The 12,779-nt window shown below is 52.0% G+C and carries 13 protein-coding genes; 8 read left to right on the forward strand and 5 right to left on the reverse strand.

Annotated elements, in window-relative coordinates:
- Window positions 1-107: 107 nt before the first annotated feature.
- Window positions 108-977: a MurR/RpiR family transcriptional regulator gene (locus M4I31_RS09900; RefSeq protein WP_038643240.1), complete on the reverse strand. Its 870-nt coding sequence runs from the start codon at window positions 975-977 to the stop codon at window positions 108-110.
- Window positions 978-1,342: 365 nt separating this feature from the next.
- Here M4I31_RS09900 and zwf point away from each other — a divergent pair, with 365 nt between their 5' ends.
- The 3 genes from zwf to kdgA all read left to right on the forward strand — a co-directional run bounded on the left by zwf (window position 1,343) and on the right by kdgA (window position 5,540).
- Window positions 1,343-2,818 (forward strand): glucose-6-phosphate dehydrogenase, encoded by a 1,476-nt coding sequence (gene zwf, locus M4I31_RS09905; protein ID WP_003034896.1) that lies wholly within the window; start codon window positions 1,343-1,345, stop codon window positions 2,816-2,818.
- Window positions 2,819-3,052: 234 nt separating this feature from the next.
- Complete coding sequence (edd, locus tag M4I31_RS09910) at window positions 3,053-4,864, forward strand: phosphogluconate dehydratase (protein WP_085048044.1); 1,812 nt, start codon at window positions 3,053-3,055, stop codon at window positions 4,862-4,864.
- Between the two features lie 34 nt (window positions 4,865-4,898).
- Window positions 4,899-5,540 carry a bifunctional 4-hydroxy-2-oxoglutarate aldolase/2-dehydro-3-deoxy-phosphogluconate aldolase gene (gene kdgA / locus M4I31_RS09915; RefSeq protein ID WP_038641415.1) on the forward strand — a complete coding sequence of 214 codons (642 nt, stop codon included), beginning with the start codon at window positions 4,899-4,901 and terminating at the stop codon, window positions 5,538-5,540.
- A gap of 68 nt (window positions 5,541-5,608) precedes the next feature.
- Here kdgA and purT read toward each other — a convergent pair whose 3' ends face one another.
- On the reverse strand, window positions 5,609-6,787 hold the full coding sequence (gene purT / locus M4I31_RS09920; protein WP_085048045.1) for a formate-dependent phosphoribosylglycinamide formyltransferase: 1,179 nt from the start codon (window positions 6,785-6,787) through the stop codon (window positions 5,609-5,611).
- 132 nt (window positions 6,788-6,919) lie between these two features.
- Here purT and yebG point away from each other — a divergent pair, with 132 nt between their 5' ends.
- The 4 genes from yebG to ptrB all read left to right on the forward strand — a co-directional run bounded on the left by yebG (window position 6,920) and on the right by ptrB (window position 10,601).
- Window positions 6,920-7,210, forward strand: coding sequence for a DNA damage-inducible protein YebG (gene yebG / locus M4I31_RS09925; protein ID WP_085048046.1), 291 nt, complete (start codon window positions 6,920-6,922; stop codon window positions 7,208-7,210).
- Window positions 7,211-7,331: 121 nt separating this feature from the next.
- Window positions 7,332-7,685, forward strand: a complete 354-nt coding sequence (gene yebF / locus M4I31_RS09930) for a protein YebF (protein WP_038641408.1) — start codon at window positions 7,332-7,334, stop codon at window positions 7,683-7,685.
- Window positions 7,686-7,779: 94 nt separating this feature from the next.
- Complete coding sequence (locus M4I31_RS09935; RefSeq protein ID WP_038641405.1) at window positions 7,780-8,439, forward strand: tellurite resistance TerB family protein; 660 nt, start codon at window positions 7,780-7,782, stop codon at window positions 8,437-8,439.
- An 86-nt stretch (window positions 8,440-8,525) separates the two neighbouring features.
- Entirely contained in the window at window positions 8,526-10,601 is a 2,076-nt protein-coding gene (gene ptrB, locus M4I31_RS09940; protein WP_176281249.1) for an oligopeptidase B, read from the forward strand.
- On the opposite strand, the gene exoX is transcribed toward ptrB, so the two are convergent.
- From exoX to M4I31_RS09955, 3 genes are all read right to left on the reverse strand, one after another.
- A complete protein-coding gene (gene exoX / locus M4I31_RS09945; protein WP_038641401.1) occupies window positions 10,583-11,245 on the reverse strand; it encodes an exodeoxyribonuclease X in 663 nt (220 codons plus the stop codon). The two genes, ptrB and exoX, sit on opposite strands and share 19 nt — an antisense overlap.
- Before the next feature lie 22 nt (window positions 11,246-11,267).
- On the reverse strand, window positions 11,268-11,924 hold the full coding sequence (locus M4I31_RS09950; protein WP_085048048.1) for a carbon-nitrogen hydrolase family protein: 657 nt from the start codon (window positions 11,922-11,924) through the stop codon (window positions 11,268-11,270).
- A gap of 106 nt (window positions 11,925-12,030) precedes the next feature.
- Window positions 12,031-12,261, reverse strand: coding sequence for a DNA polymerase III subunit theta (locus M4I31_RS09955; protein ID WP_038641397.1), 231 nt, complete (start codon window positions 12,259-12,261; stop codon window positions 12,031-12,033).
- Between the two features lie 143 nt (window positions 12,262-12,404).
- Here M4I31_RS09955 and yobA point away from each other — a divergent pair, with 143 nt between their 5' ends.
- Window positions 12,405-12,779: a CopC domain-containing protein YobA gene (gene yobA / locus M4I31_RS09960; RefSeq protein WP_038641395.1), complete on the forward strand. Its 375-nt coding sequence runs from the start codon at window positions 12,405-12,407 to the stop codon at window positions 12,777-12,779.

Below are 12,779 nucleotides of genomic sequence, written 5' to 3' on the forward strand. Positions count from 1 at the left end.
TTGACTGAAACAACTAGGTGTTGCGTGAACATTAATCCGGTCGTTCTCAAACATTGACGGTAAATGAACGACCCGGATGATAAAAGGGTAGAACATTGTTATTGCTTTTAGCGATCATCACTCTTGATGAGTAATTCTTTATCAAAACGCGATTCCTTGAGTGCTTCCTTGACACGCTTCAAGTTATCTCTAAATTTTGCCCCGCGGCGCAAAGTAAATCCTGTAGCCAGCACATCTATCACGGTCAGTTGAGCAAGTCGAGAGACCATGGGCATATAAATGTCAGTATCTTCCGGTACGTCGAGGGTAATGGCCAGCGTGGCTTCGCGCGCCAGCGGCGTGCCGGGAGAGGTCAAGGCGATAACCATCGCGTCGTTTTCCCTCGCCAACTGCGCCAGTTCAACCAGAGTTTTGGTTCTTCCGGTATGCGAAATCAGCACAATAACGTCGTCGTCGCTACAATTCATGCAACTCATACGTTGCAGTACAATATCGTCGGAATAGATCACCGGTACGTTAAAACGAAAAAATTTGTTCATCGCGTCGTGCGCTACCGCGGCGGAAGACCCAAGGCCAAAAAAGGCAATTTTCTTCGCCTGGGTTAACAAATCCACCGCCCTGTTTACCGCGGTGTTATCCAGAGACTGGCGAACGTGGTCAAGACTTGCCATCGCCGACTCGAAGATTTTTCCCGTGTAAGATTCTACGCTGTCATCCTCATCCACATTACGATTAACATAAGGGGTGCCATTTGCCAGACTTTGCGCCAGATGCAGTTTAAAATCAGGAAAGCCGCGCGTATCCATACTGCGACAGAAGCGGTTCACCGTCGGCTCGCTGACGTTGGCTTCCAGCGCAAGCGCAGCGATGCTTGAATGGATTGCCCGGTCGGGTGAGGCAAGAATAATGTCAGCGACTTTACGCTCTGATTTGCTCAACTGTTCCAGTTTTAACTGGATTTTTTCCAGCATATTCATGATGTAGGTCGACTCATGGCTCATGGGAAAAAACGATTTCAGCGATACGGGGAAATCGGGGGATACATTTGCTAGATATTACCCCTGCCACGGAAGGAACGGGACAAAATGGACAGAATAGTTGTTGTTTTTTTTCATTACATGATCGAAGTCTGGTTTTGTTACTTCTTCATGGCTACGAAAAAAAGCGACTTTTTTATCCATTTTGCAGAGGTAAACGCCAATCAAACGCCTGTTTGCGGTAACAGCACGGCTGGATAAGCGTTTACGGTTTCCGGATTCACGTAAAAGCAGTACAGTGCACTGTAATAAAATTACAACCAGTTTCTGGCAAAAGCACCAGACACTTAATTGAGGAGAATGACATGGCGGTAACGCAAACAGCCCAGGCATGTGACCTGGTCATTTTCGGCGCGAAGGGCGACCTGGCGCGGCGGAAATTGCTGCCTTCCCTGTATCAACTGGAAAAGGCCGGCCAGATTAACCCGGAAACCCGTATCATCGGGGTAGGGCGTGCCGACTGGGACAAAGCAGCCTATACCAAGGTTGTGCGCGAAGCGCTCGAAACCTTCATGAAAGAAAAAATTGATGAAGGTTTGTGGGAGACCCTCAGCGGCCGTCTGGAGTTTTGTAATCTGGACGTCAATGATACCGCCGCATTTAGCCGTCTGGGTGAAATGCTGGATCAGAAATCACGGACTACGATTAACTATTTCGCGATGCCGCCAAGCACCTTTGGCGCGATCTGCAAAGGTTTGGGTGAAGCAAAGCTGAATGCTAAACCTGCCCGCGTTGTGATGGAAAAACCGTTGGGAACGTCACTGGCAACATCGCGCGAGATCAATGATCAGGTCGGTGAATATTTCGAAGAGTGTCAGGTTTATCGTATCGACCACTATCTCGGTAAAGAGACGGTGCTGAACCTGCTGGCACTGCGTTTTGCCAACTCCCTGTTTGTAAACAACTGGGATAACCGCACGATCGATCACGTTGAAATTACCGTCGCGGAAGAAGTGGGTATTGAAGGTCGCTGGGGCTATTTTGATCAGGCCGGTCAAATGCGCGACATGATCCAAAACCACCTGCTGCAGATCTTGTGCATGATCGCGATGTCTCCGCCGTCGGACCTGAGCGCTGACAGCATTCGTGATGAAAAAGTGAAGGTACTGAAATCACTACGCCGTATCGACCGCTCAAACGTGCGTGAAAAGACGGTTCGCGGTCAGTACACCGCGGGTTTTGCCCAAGGCAAAAAAGTTCCGGGATATCTGGAAGAAGAGGGCGCGAACAAAAGCAGCAATACGGAAACGTTTGTGGCGATCCGTGTGGATATCGATAACTGGCGTTGGGCGGGCGTTCCGTTCTATCTGCGTACCGGCAAGCGTTTACCGACGAAGTGCTCTGAAGTCGTCGTCTATTTCAAAACGCCTGAGCTGAATCTGTTCCGGGAATCCTGGCAGGATCTGCCGCAGAACAAGCTGACTATTCGTTTGCAGCCTGATGAAGGTGTTGATATCCAGGTGCTGAATAAAGTGCCGGGTCTGGATCACAAGCATAACCTGCAAATCACCAAGCTTGATCTGAGTTATTCTGAAACCTTTAACCAGACACATCTGGCCGACGCCTATGAGCGACTGCTGCTTGAAACAATGCGCGGTATTCAGGCGCTGTTTGTGCGTCGTGATGAAGTTGAAGAAGCCTGGAAGTGGGTCGACTCAATTACTGAAGCATGGGCGATGGACAACGATGCGCCGAAACCGTATCAGGCAGGGACCTGGGGACCGGTTGCCTCTGTGGCAATGATCACCCGAGATGGTCGTTCCTGGAACGAATTCGAGTAAAAGATCGCCTTACCCATAGGGGTTATTTTACCGGTAACATGATCTGACACAGATTGCAGAATAATTTTTGCACTTTTAAGCCTCGCGTGGATTCACCCGCGGGGCTTTTTTTATTACACTGCCTGAAACGATTTTGCCCCTGAGCTACGGCAAACAAGCGATTCAGCACTTTTTAACACGACTGATAAGCATTGTTAACCCTACCGCTCTGACAGATAAATTTTAGGAGCCTCTATGAATCCGAATTTGTTACGCGTAACACAACGTATCGTCGAACGTTCTCGCCATACACGTTCTGCCTACCTCGCCCGTATTGAACAAGCTAAATCGACCACCGTTCATCGTTCGCAACTGGCATGCGGTAACCTGGCGCATGGCTTTGCCGCGTGTCAACCGGACGACAAAGCATCGCTGAAAAGCATGCTGCGTAACAATATCGCGATCATTACCTCCTACAACGACATGCTTTCTGCGCATCAGCCATATGAACATTATCCGGCTATCATTCGCCAGGCGCTGCATGAAGCCAATGCGGTAGGTCAGGTTGCCGGTGGTGTGCCGGCCATGTGTGACGGTGTTACCCAGGGACAGGATGGGATGGAGCTTTCGCTGCTGAGTCGTGAAGTGATTGCGATGTCAGCGGCTGTAGGTCTCTCTCACAATATGTTCGATGGCGCGTTGTTCCTCGGCGTGTGCGATAAAATTGTCCCTGGCCTGGTGATGGCGGCGCTGTCATTCGGTCATCTGCCGTCAATCTTCATTCCTTCCGGGCCGATGGCGAGCGGCCTGGCGAATAAAGAAAAAGTGCGTATTCGTCAACTCTATGCGGAAGGCAAAGTTGATCGCATGGCGCTGCTCGAGTCCGAGGCGGCGTCTTATCACGCACCGGGTACCTGTACGTTCTACGGTACGGCGAATACCAACCAGATGGTTGTTGAGTTCATGGGGATGCAACTGCCAGGCTCCTCATTCGTCCATCCGGATGCGCCGCTGCGTGAAGCGTTGACCGCTGCTGCCGCCCGTCAGGTTACGCGTCTTACCGGGAACGGCAATGAATGGATGCCGATCGGTAAAATGATCGATGAAAAAGTGGTGGTGAACGGAATTGTGGCGCTGCTGGCGACCGGGGGCTCAACTAACCACACGATGCATCTGGTGGCCATGGCGCGCGCGGCCGGGATTCTGATTAACTGGGATGACTTCTCCGATCTGTCCGATATCGTGCCGCTGATGGCGCGTTTGTACCCGAACGGTCCGGCGGATATTAACCATTTCCAGGCGGCGGGCGGCGTACCGGTGCTAATGCGTGAGCTGCTGAACGCGGGTCTGCTGCATGAAGATGTGAATACCGTTGCCGGATTCGGTTTATCGCGTTACACCATGGAGCCGTGGCTTAACAACGGTGAACTGGACTGGCGCGAAGGGGCGGCGAAATCACTGGACAGCAACGTGATTGCCACCTTTGACCAACCTTTCTCTCACCACGGCGGCACTAAAGTGCTGAGCGGTAACCTCGGGCGCGCAGTGATGAAAACGTCGGCGGTACCGGTTGAAAATCAGGTTATTGAAGCGCCGGCAGTCGTTTTTGAAAGTCAGCACGATGTGTTACCGGCGTTCGATGCCGGTCTGCTTGACCGCGATTGCGTAGTTGTTGTGCGTCATCAGGGACCAAAAGCGAACGGAATGCCAGAATTACATAAACTCATGCCGCCACTTGGTGTATTATTGGACCGTTGTTTCAAAATTGCGTTAGTTACCGATGGACGACTTTCAGGTGCTTCAGGTAAAGTGCCTTCAGCAATCCATGTAACCCCAGAAGCCTATGATGGCGGTCTGCTGGCAAAAGTACGTGATGGCGACATCATTCGTGTGAATGGACAGACAGGTGAATTGACGCTGCTGGTTGACGAAGAAGAACTTGCTTCACGTCAGCCTCACATTCCAGACCTCAGCGCATCGCGCGTGGGGACCGGACGTGAAATGTTCAGCGCGTTGCGTGAGAAGCTGTCCGGAGCGGAGCAGGGCGCAACCTGTATCACTTTTTAAGACTTATTTTGTAATCAGGCGAGAGAAAACTCTGATGAAAAACTGGAAGACAAGTGCAGAAGCAATCCTGACCACTGGCCCGGTTGTACCGGTTATTGTGGTTAATAAACTGGAACATGCGGTGCCGATGGCAAAAGCGCTGGTTGCAGGTGGCGTGCGCGTTCTGGAAGTGACCTTACGTACTGCATGTGCGATGGATGCCATTCGCGCGATCGCGAAAGAAGTTCCGGACGCCATCGTCGGCGCAGGTACTGTACTGAATCCGCAACAACTGGCTGAAGTCACCGAAGCCGGTGCGCAGTTTGCTATCAGCCCGGGTCTGACCGAGCCGCTGTTAAAAGCCGCAACGGAAGGGACTATTCCGCTGATCCCTGGCATCAGCACGGTTTCTGAACTGATGCTGGGTATGGACTACGGATTGAAAGAGTTCAAATTCTTCCCGGCGGAAGCGAACGGCGGTACTAAAGCGCTGCAGGCGATTGCGGGCCCGTTCTCTCAGGTACGTTTCTGCCCGACCGGTGGTATCTCTCCGGCGAATTACCGTGACTACCTCGCGCTGAAAAGCGTGCTGTGCATCGGTGGTTCCTGGCTGGTTCCGGCAGATGCGCTGGAAGCTGGCGATTACGAACGCATTACCAAACTGGCTCGTGAAGCAGTAGAAGGCGCGAAGCAGTAAGCCGTTAATGTGTAAACCGTAGGCCGGATGCGGCATCAACGCCTTATCCGGCCTACGGGGCTGGTTTTTTATCCTGTAACTTTCACCTGTGCGGCGGCGTGTTTCGCGCGTTCAACCGCGTCTTCAATGGTTTGCGCTGTAGCCAGTACCACGCCTAAACGACGGCTCCCGTCGATCTCCGGCTTACCAAAGAATCGTACTTGCAGGCCAGCACCCACGGCGGCCTGTACGTTATCAAACGTCACATTCTGGCTGCTAAGTTGCGGCAGAATAACGGCGGAAGCGGAAGGCCCGTACTGACGGATTGCGCTAACGGGCAGACCGAGAAATGCGCGGACGTGCAGGGCAAATTCAGACAGGTCCTGCGAAATTAAGGTCACCATCCCGGTGTCGTGCGGGCGAGGGGAGACTTCGCTAAAAATGACCTCATCACCGCAGACAAACAGCTCCACGCCAAACAGACCGTAGCCGCCTAACGCCAGCACGACTTTACGGGCAATCTCCTGCGCGCGCGCCAGCGCCAGGTCGCTCATCTGCTGAGGCTGCCAGGATTCACGATAATCGCCATCTTCCTGACGATGCCCTACCGGCGCGCAAAAGTGTACGCCATCAACGGCGCTAACGGTAAGCAGGGTAATTTCAAAATCAAAATCTACCACGCCTTCGACGATAACGCGCCCGGCGCCTGCCCGGCCTCCCTGTTGAGCATAGTTCCAGGCTTCGGTGAGCCGATCGGCTGAACGAATAAAGCTTTGCCCCTTACCTGAGGAACTCATTACTGGCTTCACGATGCAAGGAAAGCCAATTTCGGCGACGGCCTCGCGAAAGCGAGTTTCGCTGTCTGCAAAGCGAAAAGAAGAGGTTGGTAAAGACAGCTCCTCTGCGGCGAGGCGACGGATCCCTTCGCGGTTCATGGTCAGTTGGGTCGCTCGTGCGCACGGCACAACGTGTTGCCCTTCCTGTTCCAGCTTTACCAGCATATCCGTGGCAATCGCTTCTATTTCCGGCACGATATAATGTGGTTTTTCGCGCTCGACAACCTCGCGTAACGCTTCGCCATCGAGCATATTGATTACGTATGAGCGATGGGCAACGTGCATGGCTGGCGCGTCGGGGTAACGATCCACGGCAATGACTTCCACACCCAGGCGTTGGCATTCGATCGCCACTTCTTTACCCAGTTCACCTGAACCTAATAACATCACTCGCGTTGCTGCGGGACGCAGCGCTGTGCCTAATAACGTCATAAATTAATCCCCTGTTTTATCTGGGCGCAGTATATACGAAAACGTTTGCGTCTGTCTTTATTACCAGGTTGATTTTGGGGCGCAAAAAGAATATACTGTACATAAATACAGGTAATTTAAGAGGCTGCAAAAATGGCGGTTGAAGTTAAATACGTAGTCATTCGGGAAGGTGAGGAAAAAATGTCGTTTACCAGCAAAAAGGAAGCCGATGCGTATGACAAAATGCTTGATACAGCGGATTTGCTCGACACATGGCTGGAGCAGTCACCGGTAGCGCTTGAAGACGAGCAGCGTGAAGCGCTTTCCCTGTGGCTGGCTGAGCAAAAAGATGTGCTGAGCGCCATCCTGAAAAACGGCAAGCTGCCGTCTCCGCAGGCCGTTAAAAATGACGCGCACGCTGAGGATGATACCCAGGCTGCCTGAAACGACTTGCGCTCCTGACGTTTTGTACCATGCTTTTCCCTGAATCATTGTGCAATCCCTGACGTCCTTTCGCGTTGCTACATGCAACCGGAAAGAAGAAGGGGAGATAAAGGAGAAAAAAATGTATAAAAAAAGAGCGTTATTAAGCCTGCTGTTGTTATCTGCCAGCGTATCTGTTTTTGCGGCAAACATGGAAAGCAAAAATGTTCAGTTTCCAAAATGCGAAGGGCTGAATGCTGATGGTATTGCGGCGAGCGTGAAACGTGATTATCAACAAAATCGCATCGCGCGCTGGGCTGACGATCAAAAGCGTGTTGGGCAAGCCGATCCTGTCGCCTGGGTTAATACCCCCGATATTACGGGCAAAGATGGCAAATGGTCGGTCCCGCTGACGGTTCGCGGAAAAAGCGCGGATATTCACTATCAGGTAAAAGTCGACTGCCAGGCCGGAACGGCGGAGTATCAACCGCAGTAATGAGCGTATTTGCACATCTTTTGATGAGCTGAACACTTCCTGACATCCCCTCGGGTACGCTTTGACGATTATTCGTCTGTACTTGAGGGGCAAAATGGCTAACTGGCTGAACCAACTACAATCTCTTCTTGGGCAAAAAGGATCCTCCGCATCATCTTCCGGCGAGCAAGGGCTGAGTAAACTTCTGGTCCCTGGCGCGTTAGGCGGTCTGGCGGGATTACTGGTTGCCAACAAATCCTCACGTAAGTTACTGAGCAAATACGGCACCAGCGCGCTTCTGGTGGGTGGTGGTGCGGTTGCCGGAACCGTGCTGTGGAACAAATACAAAGATAAAGTTCGCGCCGCGCATCAGGATGAGCCGCAGTTCGGCGTACAAAGCTCGCCGCTGGATGAGCGAACTGAACGCCTGATCCTGGCGCTGGTTTTTGCGGCTAAAAGCGATGGTCATATTGATGCCAAAGAGCGTACCGCCATTGAACAGCAGCTTCGTGACGCGGGTGTTGAGGAGCAAGGCCGCGTTCTGATTGAGCGGGCTATCGAACAACCGCTGGATCCTCAGCGCCTGGCGCAAGGGATCCGCAACGAAGAAGAGGCGCTGGAAATTTACTTCCTGAGCTGTGCGGCGATTGATATCGACCACTTTATGGAGCGCAGCTATCTGAATGCGCTGGGTGACGCGTTGAAGATCCCACAGGATGTTCGTGACGGCATTGAACAGGATCTCAAGGCGCAAAAACAGGCTTTACCGGGTTAATTACTTATCGCTAAGGCGCATGTTTCGCTTGCATCATCGCTGTCTTTTGCCACCCTTATAGGATGTTTAAGCAAAAGAACAATGACATGCTACCAAAAGCTTCTCGTATTCCTCACGCCATGACGCAGCATGGCGATACACGTGTTGATAATTATTACTGGTTGCGAGACGACACCCGCTCGCAGCCGGACGTGCTCGAATACCTGCAACAGGAAAATGCGTATGGCCATCAGGTTATGGCTTCGCAGCAGGCTTTGCAGGACCGCGTTCTGAAAGAGATTATCGACCGTATTCCCCCACAGGATGCGTCCGCTCCCTATGTGAAAAATGGTTATCGTTACCGGCATATTTATGAACCGGGATGTGAATATGCCATTTATCAGCGCCAGTCGGTTCTCAGCGAAGAGTGGGATGAATGGGATACTCTGCTGGACGGCAACCAACGCGCAGCCCACAGTGAATTTTATACGCTGGGAGGGCTGGCGATATCACCCGATAACAGCATTATGGCGCTGGCCGAAGATTACCTCTCTCGTCGGCAATATGGCGTTCGCTTCCGCAATCTGGAAAGCGGCAACTGGTATCCGGAAGTACTGGATAACGTTGAAGCGGATCTGGTCTGGGCGAATGATTCCCAGACCTTCTATTACGTTCGCAAACACGCCACGACGTTACTGCCGTACCAGGTCTGGCGGCATACCGTTGGATCTCCCTCGTCACTGGACGAATTGGTGTACGAAGAAGCCGATGACATGTTTTATGTCAGTCTGCATAAAACCACCTCGTTACATTATGTGGTGATCCATATCGCCAGCGCGACGACCAGTGAGGTTCTGCTGTTGGATGCAGAACTGGCCGACGCCGAACCGTTGCTTTTTTTAGCGCGGCGTAAAGACCACGAGTACAGCCTCGATCACTATCAGCACAAGTTTTATCTGCGCTCTAATCGTGAAGGTAAAAACTTTGGTCTGTACCGCACGCGCGTACGCAATGAACAAGCGTGGGAGGTGCTGATCCCGCCGCGCGAAAACGTCATGCTGGAGGGGTTTACCCTGTTTACCGACTGGCTGGTGGTGGAAGAACGCCAGCAGGGTTTAACCAGTCTGCGTCAGATCAATCGCAAAACGCGCGAAGTGATCGGTATCGCCTTTGACGATCCGGCGTATGTGACCTGGCTTGCCTATAACCCGGAACCGGAGACATCGCGACTGCGCTATGGCTATTCCTCCATGACCACGCCGGACACGTTGTTTGAACTGGATATGGACACCGGGGAGCGTCGCGTGCTTAAGCAGACGGAGGTCCCCGGATTTGATGCGGCGAATTACCGCAGCGAACATGTCTGGATCACCGCGCGCGATGGTACCGAGGTTCCGGTCTCACTGGTTTATCATCAAAAGTATTTCCAGAAAGGGAAAAACCCATTACTGGTTTACGGCTATGGTTCGTATGGCGCCAGTATGGATGCTGATTTCAGTAGCAGCCGTTTAAGCTTATTGGATCGCGGTTTTGTTTATGCCATTGCCCATGTGCGTGGCGGCGGTGAGTTGGGTCAGCAATGGTACGAAGACGGTAAGTTTCTGCACAAGAAAAATACCTTTAATGATTACCTCGACGTCTGCGATGCGCTGCTAAAAATGGGCTATGGCGCGCCATCGTTATGTTACGGCATGGGGGGAAGCGCCGGCGGAATGTTAATGGGTGTCGCCATCAACGAGCGCCCGGACTTGTTCCATGGCGTGATTGCCCAGGTGCCGTTTATCGATGTGGTGACCACGATGCTGGATGAGTCAATTCCATTGACCACCGGTGAATTTGAGGAATGGGGTAATCCGCAGGATCCGCAGTACTATGCGTATATGAAAAGCTACAGCCCCTATGACAACGTCACCGCGCAGGATTATCCGCATTTGCTGGTCACGACGGGATTACACGACTCCCAGGTGCAATACTGGGAACCGGCAAAGTGGGTGGCAAAATTGCGTGAGCTGAAAACGGACGATCGCTTGCTGTTACTGTGCACGGATATGGATTCCGGGCACGGCGGTAAGTCCGGGCGTTTTAAATCTTACGAAGGCGTGGCCCTGGAGTACGCGTTTTTGATTGGGCTGGCACAGGGAACGCTGTCTGGGCAAGCTTCAGATCAGATGTTATCCAGATAGTGCTTCAGCGTTAATCGCAGCTCCGGGCTCATACTGTCGAGGTTATTAAATAACCAACGCAGATAGCCCGGATCGCGTTCTGCCACCTCTGATACCGGTTTTCCACGGTACTTACCAAATGTGAAAGTAGTGAGTAATGCAGGGCGGCCGGTAATGTCGACCATCTGCTCTGCGGTCCAGCCTGAAGTCTGCATGATGTCGATCAGCAAAGCCGCAGTGATGTAGCAATCGTACAGAGCGCGGTGGTGATGCAGGCCTGCAGGCGTCTGAACGTTCAGCTTACGTGATTTGTACAGCGCCATATTGCTGTATTTGATTCCTGGCCACAATCGACGGGAGAGCTTCATGGTGCAGATCCACTCTCCGGGCATCTCTGGCAATACGCGGCGGTCGAAACTTGCGTTGTGCGCCACATACCACTCACTGCCGTAATAGTGCGGAATGATATCTTCAATCCATGGCTTATCGGCTACCATCGCTTCAGTAATGCGATGAATAGCCATCGCCTGGGGGCTAATGGGGCGGTCAGGGCGCACCAGGTGGCTCATTGGGTTAACTATCTTTCCATCAACCACATCGACAGAAGCAATCTCAACAATGCCTCCCTGCAGACCACAGGTTTCTGTATCTATTATGCGCAACATGCCATGCTCCTGACCAAAACGACTAGCGTAATGGAATGATATCACCTTGCCAACCCCGTGGCGTGCGTTGACCGGTTAAGAGCAAAGAACCGCTGTCGGCGCGTACAATCAATCGACCTCGCTCGTCCCATAACGCGCTGCTCCCGCGTGCATTGGCCATTAATACCGCGATGGCAAATTTATGTGAGAAACTTTGTAGCTGAGATGTGGATGAGAGGAGTTCTGGCTCGCTGACGGACTGGCTACTGGTGAATAACGAAAAAGCAGGATCGATATCAATACCTTCTGGCTGACTATCCACAACGCTGATGGCATTGCGCTGTCTGGCAATACAGGCCCCGTGGCTCTGATGAAACGTTAATGGTGATGTCATCCAGGGAGAGAAAAGCGCAATGCCTTTCACAAAACGATTGTTATGCTCTACCGGCAATCCCGCGATAATTGTCATGCGGTAAGTCGCTGCGGCATGCGCCAGCGGTTCCAGCAACGCTTCATCAGGTGGCGCTGGGAGGGAGTCATTCTCATCGACGCAGCCCAACAAGGAGAGGGCGGGGAAGACCAGCAATTCACATTGGCATTGTGCGGCTGCCTGAATGAATTGCAGGTGATGGGCAACGTTTTCGGTCACTGACGCGTGAAGGGGTTCGTATTGTGCTGCTGCGATTTTCCAGTGTGACATAATGATTTCCTTTTCATAGTGTCTACAACCATCTTTAAAGTATAGATTAAGAATATACTTATACTGTAGCAGGCATCATGTAAGGAATCGTAACGTAATATAAGTTTTATTTAACTTTCGGCTCGTACGGTAAACGTGAAAGGGAGACGGATGCCAGGCGATGCGCGATGAGTCTTTCACGAAACCAGTCGCGTAAATGTTCGGGCTGTTCACGTTCAACCACTTCGGCAACGATCGGCATATTGTAGCGTTCTTTAAATGCGACACCCGCCGCGGCCAGGTCAACATTGACCTTATCCATTTCGGCTTGCTCAAGTTTGGCCAGATTGATGTTCATAGGCTGCTCCTTTTCTCTGTCTTCCGGCGCGCAAAGTTACTAAGAGTGCGCAGTAATGGCAAGACACAATTGATGATTCTCGACTCGAGCATTGTAGAAGGTTATTCTCTATAGATTAGACATAACAAAAAGGAATAGTTGATATGGCTTCATCTGCATCTTCGCTACGTAATACTCTCATCGTACTCGCCAGCCTCCTCGCAACACCCGCTGCATTGGCGCATGCTCACCTGACAAAACAAAGTCCGGCGGCGAATGCGGAAGTCACCGCTTCTCCCCAGGCGCTGACGCTGAATTTTTCTGAGGGCGTCGAACCTGCGTTCAGCGGCGCAACGCTGACAGGTCCACAAAAGGAATCAATCAAGACGGGCAAAGCGACCCGCAGCGATCAGGACAAAACGCAACTGATTATTCCGCTCGCTCAAACGCTGGAGGCCGGAAAATATACGGTTGACTGGCACGTTGTATCCGTGGATGGTCACAAGACAAAGGGACAATATACCTTTAGCGTGAAATAA

The sequence above is a fragment of the Citrobacter sp. XT1-2-2 genome (genome assembly GCF_023516235.1).
GTDB lineage: Bacteria > Pseudomonadota > Gammaproteobacteria > Enterobacterales > Enterobacteriaceae > Citrobacter > Citrobacter werkmanii.